The following is a 17,077-nucleotide window of genomic DNA, read 5'->3' on the forward strand; positions in this document are numbered from 1 at the left end:
TTTAAATCATAGTCCGCTTTCTGCTAGGCTTGGTTTAAGCAGCTTTCGTTTAAGCACTTTCGTTTAGCTATGTTGAGCTGATATCGTGTCAACAAGCTCAGCCTAATCGGTACTGAGTAGTCTATCCATCTCTTCACAGAGCCAGTGGCCAACAAAGATATGGGCTTCCTGAATTCTTGCCGTTTCGCTGCTAGGCGCCTTAATTAGATGATCCGCGATGGCGTTTAATTGTCCACCACTCTCGCCGGTCCAAGCCCAGCAAGTGGCACCGATTTTTTGTGCCGCTTCGATAGCGTTGATCACATTCGCGCTATTGCCTGAGGTGGACAGGCCAATAACCAGATCCTTTGGCTGACAGAGGGCTTCGATCTGCCGAGTAAACACCGAATCGAAACTGTAGTCATTTGAATGGGCGGTTAGTATTGAGCTATCCACCGTTAGTGCGATAGCGGGCAGCGCGCGCCGTTCCGCTTTATAACGCACCACAAATTCGGCCGCTAGATGCTGACTGTCGGCGGCACTACCGCCGTTACCCATAAACAGTAGTTTACCGCCGGCGGTGAAGGTTGCCGCGACTTGGTCGGCTAGGGTTTGCATATCGGCTTTGATTTCCGGCATGCGGTTAAACGTTTGCATATGACGTTGCAGCGCGCTTTCAAATGACATGATTTAGATCCTTACAGGTCAAAGCTGAATTGTTCGCCAGCTTGTTCTGAGAAAATAGTGGTTAGCACATCATTCAGCAGTGCGCCGTCACTGTCGCGGGCCCAGGTCTCACCATTGAAGTCGAAGTGAAAACCACCGCTGCGAGCCGCTAGCCAGAGCTGTTTAACCGGTGTTTGGCGGGTGAAAATGACTTGGGTTTTGTTTTCACAGACAACCGTGAGCACGCCGCCGTTATTCATAAAATCGATATCGGTTTCCGCCGTATCTAAAACCTCTTCAATCTGTTCGAGGGTGTCATCAACTTTCTGGCTAAATTCAGATTCGTTCACAGTGTTGTACTCTTAGGCGAAATTTATCATTAGGACAGAGTATATAGCAGTTCGTTCAGGTACTCATCAAGGCAACAGCGCTGTATAATCGGACGATTAACTTAAGATCAGGAATAAACACCGTGAAAGCCTGTTGGATTGCCATTTTTTTCAGTGCCCTGTTAATCAGTGGTTGCGGCCAGAAAGGTAAGCTTTATCTGCCCGATCAAGCGCCCAAACAGGCGCAGCAGTAACGGCTATTACGTTACTTCAGTCACAGTCCCATCATCGGGGTGTTATGACTGCGGTTATAACGCTGTTAAAACAGGCTCAGCACTGCTGAGCAGTAACCCTATTTAATGCAGATAGTAGACAATGGATAATTTTCAATACCTGAACGGCCATCTATGTGCCGAAGAAGTCCTGGTAAGCCGCATTGCCGAACAGTATGGGACACCCACTTACATCTATTCTCGGGATGCGCTGGAACGTGCCTATTTGGATTATGCACAAGCGCTGGAAGGGCGCGATGCATTGGTCTGCTATGCGGTTAAGGCGAACGCGAATATTGGCGTACTCAATGTGCTGGCCCGCTTAGGTGCCGGCTTTGATATTGTTTCGCTCGGTGAATTGGAGCGGGTCATTAAGGCCGGTGGCGACCCTAAAAAAGTTGTTTTTTCGGGTGTCGCGAAACGTGAAGATGAGATGCGTCGTGCATTAGAACTGGGTATCCACTGCTTTAACGTCGAATCCGAAGCGGAGCTGGATCGACTGAATAAAGTCGCTAGCGAGCTGGATAAAGTCGCTGCGATCTCGTTACGGGTTAATCCCGATGTGGATGCCGGTACGCATCCGTATATCTCCACAGGCCTGAAGGATAATAAATTTGGTGTGGCCATTGATGATGCCGCACGGATCTATACCTATGCCCATAGTCTGAGCCATCTTGATGTGCAGGGTGTTGATTGCCATATCGGCTCACAGCTCACTGAAATTGCGCCGTTCCTCGACGCCTTAGATCGTTTACTGCTGTTGATTGACAACCTTGCCGAGCAAGGCATTACTATTAAGCACCTCGATTTGGGTGGCGGCTTGGGTGTTTGCTACACCGATGAAGTGCCACCAACCCCTCAGGCTTATATTGCGGCGGTGATTGATAAGCTGGGCGACCGTCCACTGAAGTTGATCTTTGAGCCGGGTCGTTCGATTGCCGCGAATGCGGGTATTCTGATCACCCGAGTCGAGTTTTTGAAATGCACTGAGCACAAAAACTTTGCCATTATTGATGGGGCGATGAATGATTTGATCCGTCCAGCGCTTTATAGTGCTTATATGGACATTATTCCGGTGGATGTGCGTGAGGAAGGCGAGGCCCGTCGTTTTGATCTGGTTGGACCGGTCTGCGAATCGGGGGATTTTCTGGGTAAAGATCGCGCCTTAAATATTGAAGCCGGTGATCTGCTGGCGGTTTGTTCCGCCGGTGCGTATGGTTTTGGTATGAGCTCAAACTACAACACCCGTAACCGGGCCGCCGAAGTGATGGTCGACGATAATCAGATTCACCTAATTCGTAAGCGAGAGACCATTGTTGATCAGCTTCGCGGTGAAGCGGTTTTACCGGGCTAATTCTCAGGTCTTAACCGGTTAACGGATAAGATCAGCTGAGCAGCCCGACAGATGAGGCAAAGCACTGTCCGAACAGTGCGCCTGACGAGATGAATATGCTAGTTAGATTTACAAAAATGCATGGCCTGGGCAATGACTTTCTGGTGCTCGATACGGTGACCCAGAAAGTGAAGGTGAACTCAGCGATCGTGAGCCGTTTGGCCGACCGTAATTTTGGCGTGGGTTTTGATCAGCTCTTGCTGGTCGAGCCGCCCACCAATCCGGATATGGATTTCCGTTACCGCATCTTCAATGCCGATGGCAGTGAAGTTGAACATTGTGGCAACGGTGCCCGCTGTTTTGCTAAGTTTGTCCGGGATAAGCGCCTGACAGCTAAAGCAACCGTGGCGGTGGAAACTCAGAAAGGGCCGATCTATCTCACCATCACCGATGATAAGCAGGTGGTTGTGGATATGGGCGTGCCAGTGCTTGAGCCACAGGCTATTCCGTTTAACGCGGACCAGCGGGCGGTAACTTATCCCATCGACGTTGACGGCCAAACTGTGCAGGTAAGCGCGGTATCCATGGGCAACCCGCACGGCGTGCTGGTGGTCGATGCGGTGGATAAAGCGCCGGTTGAATCCTGGGGGCCGGTACTGGAGTCAGATCCACACTTTCCTGCAAAAGCGAATATCGGTTTTATGGAAGTAATTAGCGGTGCCGAGATCCGTCTACGGGTTTATGAACGAGGTGCGGGTGAAACCAAAGCCTGCGGTACGGGAGCCTGTGCGGCGGTTGTTGCAGGCCGTTTGCGTGGCTTGTTAGATGATAAAGTGACCGTCCACCTACCCGGTGGCACACTTCAGATTGAGTGGGCCGGTGAAGGTGAACCGCTATTGATGACCGGCCCGGCAACAACGGTATATGAAGGACAGATTTTCATATGAGCGACTCTAACTCTGTCGAGCCTAAGCTCGATCAAGCGACCGATGTTAATGCTTCGGCAATCACTGCCGAGCAGGTGGCGGACTATTTAAAGCAACACCCTGATTTTTTTAGTGGTAATGAATACCTACTCGAAAAACTCTATGTGCCCCATCAGCGGGGTTCTACGGTGTCATTGGTTGAACGTCAGACCAGCCTGTTGCGGGAGAAAAATCGGGAGTTACACGATTATCTCGGCGATATGCTCGGCGTTGCCCGGGAAAACGATATTCAATTCAGTAAAACCAAAAAGATGATTTTGGCGCTGATGGATGCGGAAACCCTCGATGATGTCGCGGTGGCGATCGATGAAAGCCTCTGTCAGGATTTCAATAGTGATACCACGGCATTGGTGCTGTTCAGCGAGCAACGGGAAGAGCAGAACAACCTGCGCTTACTACCGCGCGCTGACGCAGCGGCGATCGATGCTTTATTAGATCAATCACAGACCCGCTGTGGCAATCTGACCGAACTGCAAAACCAGTTTCTGTTTCGTGATCAGGCGTTCCGAGTGAAATCGGCGGCAGCGGTTCCTCTGGTGAAAGGCGAAACGCTGGGAATCTTAGCGATCGGCAGTTACGATGCCAGCTATTTCCAGAGTAATCAGGGCACTCTGTTTCTGGATTATATTGGCCAAGCGCTAAATCGTGTCGTCTCGCCGCTGTTGCAAGGACGAAAGGCCTGATCCATGAGTTCAGGTAACGCTGACTTAGATGGGTTTTATACCTATCTGAGTAGCGAACGGCAGTACTCGCGCCACACTCTCAGCAATTATCAGCGCGATCTAGCGCGTCTGCTGGATTATCTGCAACACAGCACTATGTTTCCTGATGGCCGGGTCGACTGGGCCCGCATCGAGGCTAAACATATTCGCAACTTTGTCGCCTGGGTTCATCGTGAAGGGCTTGGCGGCAAAAGTATTCAGCGGCTACTCTCGGCGATTCGCAGTTTCTATAAATACCTCCATCGTGAAGGGCGTGTACAGCAAAACCCTGCATTGGGTATTCAAGCCCCGAAAAGTCCGCGTCGATTACCACAAACATTGGATGTTGATCAGCTTAATCATCTGCTGGAAAGTGATACGGATAGCACTGATCCGTTGGCCTGCAGAGATCAGGCGATGCTGGAGTTACTGTACTCATCAGGGCTGCGTTTATCCGAACTAGTCAGTCTGGATCTGCACAGCATCGATTGGCAGGATGCGAGTTTGCGGGTGGTGGGTAAGGGCTCGAAAGAGCGACTGCTGCCGATTGGTCGTCAAGCGATGCAGGCGCTGGATCGTTGGCTTGATCTGCGTGACAACATGGCCCACCCGGAAGAGATGGCATTGTTTGTGAGTAAGCGAGGCAGCCGTATTAGCAGCCGCAGTGTGCAACTGCGTATCGACCAGCGGGCAAAACAGCAACATACCCAAGGTAAGGTTTATCCACACCGTTTACGCCACTCCTTTGCTAGCCATATGTTGGAATCCAGTGGTGATCTGCGCGCGGTGCAGGAACTATTGGGGCATGCCGATATCTCAACCACGCAGATCTATACCCATCTTGATTTTAGACACCTAATGGATGTTTACGATAAGGCCCATCCTAGGGCGCATAAACAGTCAACAAAGAAGGCGCAACAAGACGATGATTAAATGCATAACCTTCGACCTGGATGACACCCTATGGGCGGTTGATCCGGTTATTGTGGAAGCCAATAAAACACTGTATCAGTGGCTGGCTGAACACGCAGAACTGTTCGTTAAATGCTATCAGTTGAGCGATTTCGAGCAGCTAAAGCATCGGGCCTTAGAGGTGTTTCCCGACATCAGCCACAGTGTGACTCAGATACGGTTAAAACAGCTTGAGATTGGTCTAATAGAGGCCGGCTATAGCGCCGAACAAGCGGTGGCGCTATCCCATCAGGCCTTCGACGTTTTTATTGAAGCCCGTAATCAGGTTGAGTTGTTTGAACATGCCCGCTCGATGCTGGAGCAGTTAAAAGCGAGTGGTTATCTGATCGGGGCACTGAGCAATGGTAATGCCGATGTTAATCGGGTCGGCTTAGGGGACATCTTCGATTTTGCGCTCAATGCCGATGGCGTTGGTAAAGAGAAGCCACACCCTTTGATGTTTGAGCAGATGCTGCATCAACAGCAACTGCGTCCAGAGCAAGTGATTCACATTGGTGATAACCCTCATCACGATATTGTTGGCGCAAAAAACGCTGGGCTTTGGACGATCTGGGTTAACCTGACTCAGCGAATCTGGCCCGAGGCCGATCCGGCGGATGGTGATGTCACCTGTTTACGGGATATTCCTGAGTGTATCGCTCAGATTGCCGCTAACGCTCATCATCGAGCAACCCTATAGGAGCCTATATGACCGACTCTAGCCAGACGACGCCGGTGACGCAGAATCAGATAAACCTGAGCTACAACTCCGTCGAAGATCGGATTTTGATTCGCGCACATGAAAATGGCAAAGAGTATCGGGCTTGGTGGACGCGCCGTCTGGCGTTACGGATTCATAACTTATTCAATGAGCATACTTTTCCCACCGAAAATAGCGCTAGCCATCTGCAGCCGGAGCAGCGCCAGAACCTCGGTGATATTGAAAAGCATGGTGCGGTTCAGCAGGCGGATTTTTCGACGCCGTTCCAGTCCGATGCTGCCGATTACCCCCTCGGTGAAAACGGTATTTTGGTGCAGCGCATCGATATTAAAACGGTCGATAAGTTAGTGATGTTAGTGATGCTTCCAGCGGAAGGTGAGGGTATGACCCTCAGCTTGCCGCCAGGACAACGCTATTCATTCGAGCATATGTTGCAACGGGTCATGGTGGCTGCTAACTGGGTGCCGGATAAGCCCGACGATAGTGCGGGCGTACCGGAAAAACCGATTCAAGCCCACTGAGAATAAGCATTATGGTTGGCTGCGGCGATATCCGGCAATCAATGAACCGATCACGATTGCTAGGCAGGACAGCACTAAGGTGATATCCGCTGGGGCGAGTCCAGCGAGCACTAGTAGCAGCGCCGAGATCAGCGGCGCCGAATAGGCTAATACCCCGAGCAACTGCAAGTTGCCATGTTTGATACCGTAATCCCAAGTAAAGAATGCGATGCCTACCGGGCCGACCCCTAACCCTATGACACCGACCCATTGGCTTGTCGATGCCGGCCAAACCGTCGTTTCCCAGAGCCAATGACAGAGCAATGCCAGCAGTGCGGTGGCGGCGCAGAACCAGCCAGCGGCATCGGTGGATACCTGTTTGACCAAGCGGCTGAGTACCGAATAACCCGACCATATGAAGGCACAGGTCAGGGCCAATAGATAGCCACCAAGATATTGCGGGTTAAAGCCACCAGCACCCTGGCCGATGAGTAACCAACAGCCGAAAAGCGCAATGACTGCGCCGATCATATGCCGTTTGAGCAGGTTTTCACCGGGCAGTAGTCCCGCCAGTAACACGATCAGTAACGGCCATAGGTAGGCAAGCAGACTAACGCTCACCGCAGGTGCCTTGGTCATGGCGAGGAAATAGCAAAAGTGATATCCAAAATAGCCGCCCACACCTAAGACCCACGCCAATACAGGCTGTCGTAGGTGGCGCAGTCCAACATGGCCTTGACGCCACCAATTAGCGGACATCAGTAGAAATGCCAAGGTAAAGGTCATCGCCATTAATTGAAAAGGCGGTATTCGGCCTTCGGTTAAACGGGTCAATAGGGCAAGGGTACCCCAGAGGAAAATGGAGATTGAGCCAATAAGGGTGGCACGTATCGTTTTGCTTTGCATAAGGAACACTCAGTAAAGGATGACACTAGCATAGCGGCTTCGTTGGTGAGAGGCTTTGTTCGGATGGCGTTTTTATTTGCCGAAACGGCGGAAGTAGCTCGGCGGGATGTCGAAGTGCTTGCGAAACCGGTCGCTAAAGGCTGCGAGATTGCTATAACCGGTGGCATCGGCGACCTGTTGGATACTGAGGCTTTGTTGTTCCAGCAGTTGCCACGCCCGTTGCATCCGTTTTTCGATCAGGTATTGCGTCGGCGTCATGCCCAATTGTTGTCGAAACAGTTGGCTTAACTGACGTGGACTAAGGTTTGCGATGCTCGCTAACTGGGCCAAACTGACGGCTTCACAATAGTGTTCATCTAGATAGCGGCGTGCGGTGGTGATACGTCGGTCAAGGTTGAGTGGTTCGTTCTGTTGCTCATGCAATAACTGTATCAATAGGAGCAACATCTGCCGTTGGCTGGTGGCGGAGTTCGATTGTTGTAATTGCAGCTGCAGGAAACCGACATATTGGATTAACGCCGGTGTGAGGTGAATAAAGGCGGGCAAGCGTTCCAGCTCAGGCGCTAAGGCCGCAGGAATATCCGCGACCACAAAGCAGTTATCATCCGAGGCCGCAAAGCCATGATCCTCTCCCGCCGCAATAATCGCAGCAGACTGGGACGAAACCTTGCCAGCTCGGTGACCAACGGTCATTTCCAACAACCCCGCAACCGGTAGCACCAACTGATGGTAATCATGCTGGTGGCGGTTAGTCTCAGCGCTGTAACTGCGTAGGTCCAGCGTAAGGTGTTTATTCGACGATATCATGCGCGAATTGTAACAGCCTTACAGCTGAGCGGAACGCCTTAATTTAGTGGTTTGAGGTTAGCTCATATACTCGCCGCCATTGACCGAGAGATTCGTCCCGGTGATATAGCCAGCTTCCTCAGCGGTTAAAAATGCCACCGCGCGGGAAATCTCTTCCGGCTGTCCAAGACGACCGACAGGGATGCCAGCGACAATAGACTCTAATACATTTGCCGGAATTTGGCGCACCATCGGAGTGTCGATAAAGCCCGGTGATACCGCGTTAACGGTAACGCCTTTGCGGGCACCTTCTTTGGCAATTGCCTTGGTGAAGCCGTAGATACCTGCTTTAGCGGCAGAATAGTTTGCTTGACCGAACTGACCCTGTTCACCGTTAAGCGATGAGATATTGACGATACGACCAAAACCGCGGTTGCACATGGCGTCAAACACCGGCTGACACATGTTGTACATGGAATCGAGATTGGTGCGCAATACTGCCTGCCATTGCTCTGGCTGCATACGTTTGAGCGGAGCATCACGGGTGATACCGGCGTTGTTCACCAGAATATCGATCGGTCCAAGTTCGCGTTCCACCTGCGCGACAAAATTGCAGCAGCTATCGTAATCGGTGACATCAACGGGATAGATTGTGATGTCATAGCCCGCTGTCTGCATCGCTTGTTGCCAAGTTTTGGCGTCACTATCGGTGCCCGGTAAGTAGCTTCCCACTACTTTATGGCCCTGATCGGACATCGCTTTACACATGGCTTCGCCTAAACCACCGTTGGCTCCGGTGACGACTGCTATACGTTGGGTCATGTTGTTCTCCTATCGATATTATATTTATTGGTTATGGCTGCGTATTGAGGTTATCGCTTGAGTCTTGATTTCAGGTTCTGAGCCAGTGCGACCGAACCTTGCTGGTTGTAATCCTGACTGCGCGATTCAATATGCGGTAATTGGTAGAGATAATTGACCATGATGCCGCCGGATTGCTGTAAGCCTTTTGCAGAGGAATCAGCCAGCCAGTTCAACTGGGCGATCTGAGCACCATTGGTCAGATGAAAATGGGCCACAGGATCAGCACTAAAGTGACCTCTTTTTTTGGCTTGGCTAAGGTAGTAGCAGGCCAGATTCAATAAGGGCTCGCGGGCTTCAGCGGGTGGTTCATCAACGGTGATATCGAGATCGGTGCTGAGCTGTAGCCATTGTTTACCGCCGGGCAGCTGTTCGAGTTCGGCGCTATCCTGTTTAGCTAGCCAGCGACAGAAGCCGGGCATAGGTGAAAGGGTTGAAAACTGTGTTAGCTGAGGGTATTCCTGTTGCAGTCTGGCAACTACTCGCTTGATCAGAAAGTTGCCGAAACTGATACCGGCTAATCCCTGTTGAGCATTCGAGATAGAGTAGAAAATCGCGGTGTCGGCCTGCTGTATATCCTGTAAAGGCGCGCTTTCATCTAATAATGTTTGAATGTTATCGGCTAAGCCTTGCACCAGTGCAACCTCAACGAAGATCAGTGGCTCGTTGGGCATGTTGGGGTGAAAGAATGCAAAGCAGCGACGGTCGGAATCGAGTCGGTTTTTCAGGTCATCCCAGCTTTGAATTTCGTGTACTGCTTCATAGGCGATCAGTTTTTCTAGCCGTTCGGCACTGGATTGCCAGTTAATTTCCTCTAGCTGCAGTAAACCAATATCAAACCAGCCGATCAGTAAGCGTTTTAGATCGCCTTCTAATTCGGCTAGCTGTGGATAAGTTTTTTTCAGCGTCAGGAGTTCGGCGCGCATATCCACCAGAAATTTAACCCCCTCTGGTAAACCATTAAACTGGGTTAGTAGGCGTAATCGAGGTGGGTCCAGTGACTCTCTTAATTGTTGCACGGCTTCGGCACGTTGTTCTGCCGGTGCGTTTTGCCACTGTTGGAAACAGGTTTCGACCTGTTCGTTATTGATTCCGTAGTGCTCGGCGAGGAGCAGTAAAAAGCGACTGCGGCCCTGTTGGTTAAGCCTTAGGTAGCTGCGCCCAAGGATGACGGCACGGCTGCGGGCGGTGATCTCATTGCATTCTTGGCGAAGGCAACTATCCATCCATTGAATTAGCTGTTCAGAGTCGCCCGGCTCTAATGCGGGACTGAGTTGTAGCTCATCAGCGAGGGCGTTACTCGAGGAGGTTCGCCAAATGCGTCGCAGGTGGCCAATAGTGCGTCCCAGCAATGATGGAGCTTCCTCTGAGGTGAGCGTGGTCTGGGTCATTATCGTTTTCTCCCGGCGCTAATATTGTTAAGGGCGCTGTGTTTTTAACGGTGCATCAGGGTCTGTTTCGAGTAAAAGTAGCAGGATTGAATAATAAAACCAAGGGTTTCTACTTGGTTTTATAAGTGAAAACCATTACTGTTGGGTCCAGAGAGCTATCTCATCGCCTGTTTTAAAGGCCAGAATAACAATGATTGAGGATGAAACGATGGATGATTTACACGGGTTTTACTTGGAAGACTTAGTGGTAGGACAAACGGCGAGCTATGCCAAAACCGTGACTGAAGCGGATGTGGTGCTGTTTGCAGGCGTGTCTGGCGATGATAACCCGGTGCATATTAACGCCGAGTATGCTGCTCAAACGATGTTTGGTCAGCGTATTGTCCATGGTATGTTTAGTGCGGCTCTGATCTCTGCAGTACTGGGGACGCGCATGCCAGGACCGGGTGCAATCTATGTGGATCAGCAGTTAAAATTTAAAGCACCGGTCTATATTGGGGACACGGTGACGGCAACGGCAACGGTAATAGAGATCAATGAGGCGCGTCGCCGAGTGGTGATGGAAACGGTCTGTAGTGTCAAAGGCAAGGTGGTTGCTGAAGGCGTGGCGACTAATATGGTCGATCGTCGTCCAGTTCAAAAAGGATAAACAAGATGCTGATTAATAAAGAAAAATGCGCTCTGTTGGTTATTGATGTTCAGGCTAAATTGTTGCCGGGTGTACATCAGAGTGAAGCGTTGGTGAAAAACTGTCGTTGGTTAATGGAATTGGCGCAATTGGTTGATGTGCCGGTGTTGGGCACAGAGCAATATCCACGGGGCGTGGGGCCAACCACTGAAGAGTTGAAAGCACTACTGCCTGCGGATGATTTTATCGCCAAGACTTTTTTCTCCTGTGTAGACTCACCGGAGTGCAGCGCTCGTATCGATGCGATGGATTGCGACACGTTTGTGATCTGCGGTATGGAAGCCCATGCCTGCGTGATGCAGAGCGCACTGCGCTTACGGGAGCTAGGTAAAACTGTTTATGTTGTTGCCGATGCAATCTCCGCCCGTAATCCTGTGGATACTGAATATGCGATTGCTCGGATGCGCGATGAGGGGGTTAAAATCGTGACGCGGGAGATGGTTGGTTTCGAGTGGATGAGGCGTTCGGATGTGCCTGAATTTAAAGACTTTAGCATGAAGTTCTTACGCTAATTCAGCGTCTATCTTGTATTGCTACCAGATTGGCCGGGTTCGGTAGGGCTTGGTCAGGTAGCGATCATATGTCTAACAACTATCGGAGCCTGTCGGGATGAAAATCACAGATCGTCATAAGCCTGCGTCGGAGATCCTGATGTCGCCGGCGGAGGTCGAGCGGAACCGGCTTTTGGCCGAGATGGCGGAACAGTCGACCGATATGATCTCGCGGCATAGCCCAGACGATTGGTGTTTTATCGATGTTTCCCCCGCAGTCACTCATTTGCTGGGCTACAGTGTCGATGAAATTGTCGGGATGTCGGCCTATGAGCTATATCACCCCGACGATGTCGAAAATTTTAAACGTCGCGCGCCCAGTGTGAGTTATGAGCGGGGCTTATATACCCATACCTACCGGTTCCGCTGTAAAGATGGCCATTATACCTGGCTAGAAAGCACCAGCCGCACGATTCGTGATCCGCACACCGATGAGCTAAAAGAGATCTTAGTGGTCTCGCGGGATGTGAGTCAGCGTATTAATACCGAACAAGCGAATCGCCGCTTGGCGCGAGTGCTGGAACACAGTAGTGATTTAGTCGCCTTCGTGACGCCGGATCACCGGGTTAGCCAATTAAATGAAGCTGCCAGAGATGCCTTAGGATTAGAGGTCGATGACTATGATCTGCCCTTAAACCGGCTCTTTACCCCCGATAGTTATGCGGTGTTACAGCAACAAGCTTTGCCGCAAGCGCGGGATCGGGGCAGTTGGCGAGGTGAGGCGCAGATGTTTAGTCGGCGACAGCAGCGGGCGATTCCCGTCATGCTAGAGGTGCTGGCACATCGCACACTGGATAACCAGCTGGAATATTTCTCTACCGTCGCACGTGATATGACGGTAATTAAACAGGCCGAAGCCAAACAGCAGCAGTATCAGCAAGAGATCGATCATGCCGCCCGGCTGATTACCATGGGTGAGATGGCCACGGGGCTGGCCCATGAGATCAACCAACCTTTAACCGCGGTGGTTAATTACGTGCGCGGGATTCAGCGACGCCTGCAGACGGATCGAGAATCCGCCTTGGAGGCGATTGAACAACCTCTGGAGAAAATTGCCAATACTGCGCTGCGGGCCGGTGAGATTGTCCGACAGGTGATGGATTTTACTCGCAAAAGCGAACCAGAGCGGGAGTTGCTGTCGCTCACTACTTTAGTGAATGATCTGCTTGGTTTTTGTGCCAGCGCGGCGAAAAAACACCATGTGCAGCTGGAAAATAATCTGCCGAGGGCGCTTCCGGAGGTTTATGCCGATCGGATTCAGTTGGAACAGATACTACTTAACCTGCTGCTCAATGGCATCGAAGCTTGCCATCGTGAAGGTCATCAGTCACCACTCAAGGTGTGGCTGGAGGCTTCAACGGATCAAGCGGGTCAGGTTATAATCTCGGTGCTGGATCAGGGGCCGGGTTTACCCGCCGATCCAGAACAGTTATTTGAGCAGTTTTTTACTACCAAGGCGGATGGGCTCGGTATGGGTTTGGCGATCAGCCGAACCCTGATAGAGCGTCATGGTGGCCAACTACAAGCGGAAAACCGTCCGGCGGGTGGCGCAAAATTTAGTTTTACACTGCCAGCCGCCGAGTAGAACCCTGTCACAATATGATGAATCGATGATAAGAGCAATATGGCTAAACAGACGGTATATGTAGTCGATGATGATGTCGACGTGCGAGATTCACTGCAATGGTTACTCGAATCTGTCGGGCTGACAGTCGCCGCGTTTGACAATGCTCAAGCGTTTTTCGATAGCTTTGTGCCCGGTACCAGTGGTTGTATTGTGATGGATGTACGGATGCCGGGCTTGAGCGGTATCAGTGCGCAGAAACAACTGCCCGATTATCAGGTCGATCTTCCCCTCATTATGATCTCGGGTCATGGCAGCGTGAATATGGCCGTTACTGCCATGACCCAAGGAGCCCGCACCTTTATCGAAAAACCCTTTAATGATCAGTTATTGCTCGATCATGTGCAGCAAGCCTTGGCGCAGGATCTCGCCCAGCGCAGCAGTCAACAGAAACGCCAAGCGGTACAGCAGCATTATGCGGCGTTGACTAAGCGTGAGCGGCAGGTGTTCGAACAGGTCGCTCAAGGGTTGGGTAATCAGGATATTGCCGATGTGTTGGGCATTAGTCGTAAAACCGTTGAGGGTCATCGGGCAAATCTGATGAGTAAGATGGCGGCACAATCACTGTCGGAACTCATTCAGATGGCAATCAGTCTTGGTTTAATGAGTGGCTATGCCGATCAGTAACCCTTGCATCTAATGTTTAGGATCAACGGCTTAAAGTTAGCTGCTGATCATTAGGTAGCTATATTAAGAGCGAAGTGATTAAGGGCTTTGCTTTTCATCATCTTCTGACTCTCGCATCGCTTTAGCATATTCCCAGCCATGTATCGCCTGCTTACGTTCAGCCCCCCAGCGGTAGTGACCACTTTCGCCACTTTCACGGATCACTCGATGGCAGGGGATTAGATAGCCGATATTGTTTGCCCCTACGGCACTGCCCACCGCCCGTTGTGCTTTCGGCGAACCTGTCGCGGTAGCCAGTTGCGAGTATGAATAAAACTGCCCTGAACGGGTATTTAATAATGCTTCCCATACCTTAATTTGAAAGTTAGTACCCCGTAACAGCAGATGCAGTTTTTGCGGTTGTGGGTGGGAGGGAAAGATCCTCTTTAATAACGCATCAGCGCCCGGTTTATCCTGCAGCATAATCGCGTTAGGCCATTGCTGGCAGAGCTCGGTATAGCGCTCGGTGGCATCATCATCGAGAAATGCTAAATAGCACAAGCCTCGCTGGGTCCAGCCGAGCAGTGTCAGCCCAAAGGGCGAAAGAGCTACGCCATAACGTAGCTCGACGCCGGCACCTCCGGCTTTAATCTCGCCGGGAGTTAGCGCTTCGCAACTGATCATCAGATCGTGTAATCGGCTACCACCGGATAAGCCCGCAGTGTAAGCGGCGGTCAGGCTGTCGGCAGAGCTTTTTAGGGATTGCAGGGCGTGTTCTTTGGTCAGGTATTGCAGGAAGCGCTTAGGAGAGATACCTGCCCAAGCACTGAATACCCGCTGTAGGTGATGTTCGCTTAAATCGACCGCTGTTGCGACCTCAGTCAACGATGGCTGATGTTTGGCATGCTGGCGGATATAGCGAATTGCTGCAGCAATCGTCTCATAGGTGCGGGTATTCTCAGTAGACAGGGGACTAGACATCGGTAGGTCGCCTCTTGCGCAGCAGTGCGAGCGGATTAAAGTTCGTCACCAGGGCGACCCCACAGAGCACTATCGAGGCGCCGACAATAGTGTGCCAGCCGATCTGCTCATCAAGAAAGAGGTGGCCCCATAAAACACCAAACGCTGGTACGAGAAAGACCACGGTGATGGCTGAGGATGCGCCAACATCGGCGATCAGTCTGAAATACAGTAGATAAGCGCAGCCGGTACAGAAGATGCCCAACAATAGAACTGCACCGATAACCTGTGGATCTCCGCTTGCTTGGGCCGGGAAAAAGGGCAGCAGTGGTAACAGCAGAAAAGTCGCTGCCCACATGCTGCCATGGGCATTAGTAAAAGGCTCAACATGATCGGCCCCCTGTGCATAACAGCTAGCGATACCATAACAGAGCGCTGCGGCCAAAACAGCGATAATAGCCACAGTGGAACCTTCTTGAACCAGCACCGGATCAAAGCCAAGGATCAGGCCGACTCCGGTTATCCCAGCGCTCAGGCCGCAGAGGGTCTTGATCGTTAAGGGCTTACGATAACGTAGCGAAATCAGTAGGTTGCCCCAGATAGGCGCGGTAGCGTTGAGAATGGATAAGAGTGAGGCGGATAATGTCTGCGCGGCAAACCCCAACAGCAGAAACGGCAGGGCGGTGTTAAACCAGCCGAGCATACAAAAATGCTTCCAGTGCTGGCCTGCTTGCAGGTGACGACGCAATAACCGGGCGATCAGTAAGAGAAACAGCGCAGCTAAGAATAACCGCAGTTCAATCATAACGGCGGGACCGATGACCGGTGCAGCAATTCGCATAAACAGAAAGGAGCCTCCCCAAAGGGCGGCGAGCAACAGTAGTTGCAGTAAACTCTTAAGTGGCATATGCCTTATCCATGTTTCACCATCGTTTAGTTCGCTGATTCGCTGGGTTAACCCCGTAAAACGCGAGGGCTAATGCCGTGGCGAGAAGTGCCCGAGGCTTAGCAATTCGGTAAGTTCCGGTTACATCATTGCTTGGTCAACTTAGTGTCGGTGATTTTTCTTGTGGAGGCTACCCGATTCTTGCGCTGCTGAGTGATTAACGGTAATCGAGGTGTTTAGTCGTCGAGAAATAGTTCGAGTAGGTCATTCAGGAAAAGTCGGCCCCGGGGAGAAGGGGCTAGTTGCTCGGTTTCGTCTAGCAACAAACCCTGATGGTGGGCTTGTTGTAACAAGGGCGCGATGCTATCTAATGCTAACCCGGTACGTTGGCTAAATAGTTCGGCGGCGACCCCGTCAGTGAGTCGTAGCGCGTTCATCATAAACTCAAACGGACGTTCCTGCAGGCTAATATCTTGTTCACCGGAGAGTGGCTCAAGGGCGTTCATATAGGCCTTAGGCTGACGCTGTTTCCAGCGTCGTGTAATACGGTTTTGATCGGCCCAGCTGATTTTACCATGGGCACCGGCACCGATGCCGAGGTAATCACCAAACTGCCAGTAATTCATATTATGGCGCGACTGTCGGTTCGGTTGACTGTAAGCGGAGATCTCGTATTGGTGGTAGCCGTGTTGCTGTAGCAGCGCTTGACCCTGTTCCTGTATGGCCCAGAGGGCTTCATCTTCAGGCAGGTTTGGTGGCTTGCTGAAAAACTCGGTATTCGGCTCGATCGTCAGTTGATACCAAGAGAGATGGGTTGGCTGTAGATCGATCGCCTGCTGTAGGTCGGCCAGTGCCGCTTCGGGTGTTTGCTGTGGCAAACCATGCATCAGATCGAGATTGAAATTATCAAAGCCGATCTCCCGTGCTTTGCTGGCTGCGAGAATGGCATCTTGGCTGTTATGAATTCGTCCTAGTTGTTGCAAGCGGGCACTATCAAAGCTCTGTACACCGATGGATAAGCGGTTGACGCCGGCGGCTCGAAAGCCGGCAAAGCGTTGCTGTTCGAAGGTGCCAGGGTTGGCTTCCATGGTGATTTCGGCATTGGCCGCGAGGGGCGTGCGTGCGGCAATGCCGCTAAGGATCTGTTGAATCCCCGCGGCATCAAAGAGGCTGGGGGTACCGCCGCCGATAAAAATGGTTTCGATCTCTCGCCCCTGCACCCCGGGGAGTTCTTGATCGAGATCGCGCATCAACGCATCGATGTAAAGCTGCTGCGGAATTTCGCCCGTTACCGCGTGGGAGTTGAAGTCACAATAGGGACATTTGCGTACACACCAAGGAATATGGATGTAGAGCGATAGCGGCGGCAGGCTGAGCATC

Annotated in this window: 20 protein-coding genes; 11 read left to right on the forward strand and 9 right to left on the reverse strand. The window is 51.5% G+C overall.

What is annotated here, in order from left to right:
• Positions 1-102 precede the first annotated feature (102 nt).
• Together ACN0T0_RS13030 and cyaY are read right to left on the reverse strand one after the other, a co-directional pair.
• Positions 103-666, reverse strand: coding sequence for a D-sedoheptulose-7-phosphate isomerase (locus ACN0T0_RS13030; RefSeq protein ID WP_417226740.1), 564 nt, complete (start codon positions 664-666; stop codon positions 103-105).
• Between the two features lie 11 nt (positions 667-677).
• Entirely contained in the window at positions 678-995 is a 318-nt protein-coding gene (gene cyaY / locus ACN0T0_RS13035; RefSeq protein ID WP_417226742.1) for an iron donor protein CyaY, read from the reverse strand.
• Between the two features lie 122 nt (positions 996-1,117).
• On the opposite strand from cyaY, the gene lptM reads away from it, so the two are divergent.
• From lptM to ACN0T0_RS13070, 7 genes are all read left to right on the forward strand, one after another.
• Entirely contained in the window at positions 1,118-1,228 is a 111-nt protein-coding gene (lptM, locus tag ACN0T0_RS13040) for an LPS translocon maturation chaperone LptM (protein ID WP_417226744.1), read from the forward strand.
• 121 nt (positions 1,229-1,349) lie between these two features.
• Complete coding sequence (lysA, locus tag ACN0T0_RS13045; protein WP_417226746.1) at positions 1,350-2,600, forward strand: diaminopimelate decarboxylase; 1,251 nt, start codon at positions 1,350-1,352, stop codon at positions 2,598-2,600.
• Between the two features lie 95 nt (positions 2,601-2,695).
• Positions 2,696-3,526: a diaminopimelate epimerase gene (dapF, locus tag ACN0T0_RS13050; protein WP_417226748.1), complete on the forward strand. Its 831-nt coding sequence runs from the start codon at positions 2,696-2,698 to the stop codon at positions 3,524-3,526.
• On the forward strand, positions 3,523-4,248 hold the full coding sequence (locus ACN0T0_RS13055) for a DUF484 family protein (RefSeq protein ID WP_417226750.1): 726 nt from the start codon (positions 3,523-3,525) through the stop codon (positions 4,246-4,248). The genes dapF and ACN0T0_RS13055 overlap by 4 nt, the downstream gene beginning before the upstream one ends.
• A gap of 3 nt (positions 4,249-4,251) precedes the next feature.
• Positions 4,252-5,199, forward strand: coding sequence for a tyrosine recombinase XerC (gene xerC / locus ACN0T0_RS13060; protein WP_417226752.1), 948 nt, complete (start codon positions 4,252-4,254; stop codon positions 5,197-5,199).
• On the forward strand, positions 5,192-5,917 hold the full coding sequence (locus ACN0T0_RS13065) for an HAD family hydrolase (protein ID WP_417226754.1): 726 nt from the start codon (positions 5,192-5,194) through the stop codon (positions 5,915-5,917). Before xerC ends, ACN0T0_RS13065 begins: the two co-directional genes overlap by 8 nt.
• Before the next feature lie 8 nt (positions 5,918-5,925).
• Complete coding sequence (locus ACN0T0_RS13070) at positions 5,926-6,459, forward strand: hypothetical protein (protein ID WP_417226756.1); 534 nt, start codon at positions 5,926-5,928, stop codon at positions 6,457-6,459.
• Positions 6,460-6,468: 9 nt separating this feature from the next.
• Here ACN0T0_RS13070 and ACN0T0_RS13075 read toward each other — a convergent pair whose 3' ends face one another.
• The 4 genes from ACN0T0_RS13075 to ACN0T0_RS13090 form a co-directional block, all read right to left on the reverse strand.
• Positions 6,469-7,344, reverse strand: coding sequence for a DMT family transporter (locus ACN0T0_RS13075; RefSeq protein ID WP_417226758.1), 876 nt, complete (start codon positions 7,342-7,344; stop codon positions 6,469-6,471).
• A gap of 72 nt (positions 7,345-7,416) precedes the next feature.
• The gene (locus ACN0T0_RS13080; protein WP_417226760.1) at positions 7,417-8,151 is read right to left on the reverse strand and encodes a helix-turn-helix domain-containing protein; all 735 of its coding nucleotides are present in this window, start codon (positions 8,149-8,151) and stop codon (positions 7,417-7,419) included.
• A gap of 57 nt (positions 8,152-8,208) precedes the next feature.
• Positions 8,209-8,952 carry an acetoacetyl-CoA reductase gene (gene phbB, locus ACN0T0_RS13085; RefSeq protein WP_417226762.1) on the reverse strand — a complete coding sequence of 248 codons (744 nt, stop codon included), beginning with the start codon at positions 8,950-8,952 and terminating at the stop codon, positions 8,209-8,211.
• A 50-nt stretch (positions 8,953-9,002) separates the two neighbouring features.
• Entirely contained in the window at positions 9,003-10,382 is a 1,380-nt protein-coding gene (locus ACN0T0_RS13090; RefSeq protein ID WP_417226764.1) for a malonyl-CoA decarboxylase, read from the reverse strand.
• Between the two features lie 208 nt (positions 10,383-10,590).
• Here ACN0T0_RS13090 and ACN0T0_RS13095 point away from each other — a divergent pair, with 208 nt between their 5' ends.
• The 4 genes from ACN0T0_RS13095 to ACN0T0_RS13110 all read left to right on the forward strand — a co-directional run bounded on the left by ACN0T0_RS13095 (position 10,591) and on the right by ACN0T0_RS13110 (position 13,872).
• Entirely contained in the window at positions 10,591-11,031 is a 441-nt protein-coding gene (locus ACN0T0_RS13095; RefSeq protein WP_417226766.1) for a MaoC family dehydratase, read from the forward strand.
• A 5-nt stretch (positions 11,032-11,036) separates the two neighbouring features.
• Complete coding sequence (locus tag ACN0T0_RS13100) at positions 11,037-11,582, forward strand: hydrolase (protein WP_417226768.1); 546 nt, start codon at positions 11,037-11,039, stop codon at positions 11,580-11,582.
• 97 nt (positions 11,583-11,679) lie between these two features.
• Positions 11,680-13,206, forward strand: a complete 1,527-nt coding sequence (locus ACN0T0_RS13105; RefSeq protein ID WP_417226770.1) for a PAS domain S-box protein — start codon at positions 11,680-11,682, stop codon at positions 13,204-13,206.
• 39 nt (positions 13,207-13,245) lie between these two features.
• Complete coding sequence (locus ACN0T0_RS13110; protein ID WP_417226771.1) at positions 13,246-13,872, forward strand: response regulator transcription factor; 627 nt, start codon at positions 13,246-13,248, stop codon at positions 13,870-13,872.
• Between the two features lie 78 nt (positions 13,873-13,950).
• Here ACN0T0_RS13110 and ACN0T0_RS13115 read toward each other — a convergent pair whose 3' ends face one another.
• From ACN0T0_RS13115 to hemW, 3 genes are all read right to left on the reverse strand, one after another.
• The gene (locus tag ACN0T0_RS13115) at positions 13,951-14,832 is read right to left on the reverse strand and encodes a methylated-DNA--[protein]-cysteine S-methyltransferase (RefSeq protein WP_417226773.1); all 882 of its coding nucleotides are present in this window, start codon (positions 14,830-14,832) and stop codon (positions 13,951-13,953) included.
• On the reverse strand, positions 14,825-15,718 hold the full coding sequence (locus ACN0T0_RS13120) for a DMT family transporter (RefSeq protein WP_417226774.1): 894 nt from the start codon (positions 15,716-15,718) through the stop codon (positions 14,825-14,827). The genes ACN0T0_RS13115 and ACN0T0_RS13120 overlap by 8 nt, the downstream gene beginning before the upstream one ends.
• 215 nt (positions 15,719-15,933) lie before the next feature.
• Positions 15,934-17,076 (reverse strand): radical SAM family heme chaperone HemW, encoded by a 1,143-nt coding sequence (gene hemW, locus ACN0T0_RS13125; protein WP_417226776.1) that lies wholly within the window; start codon positions 17,074-17,076, stop codon positions 15,934-15,936.
• Position 17,077: the final 1 nt, after the last annotated feature.

It is taken from the genome of Amphritea sp. (genome assembly GCF_048266285.1).
Classification (GTDB): Bacteria; Pseudomonadota; Gammaproteobacteria; order Pseudomonadales; family Balneatricaceae; genus Amphritea.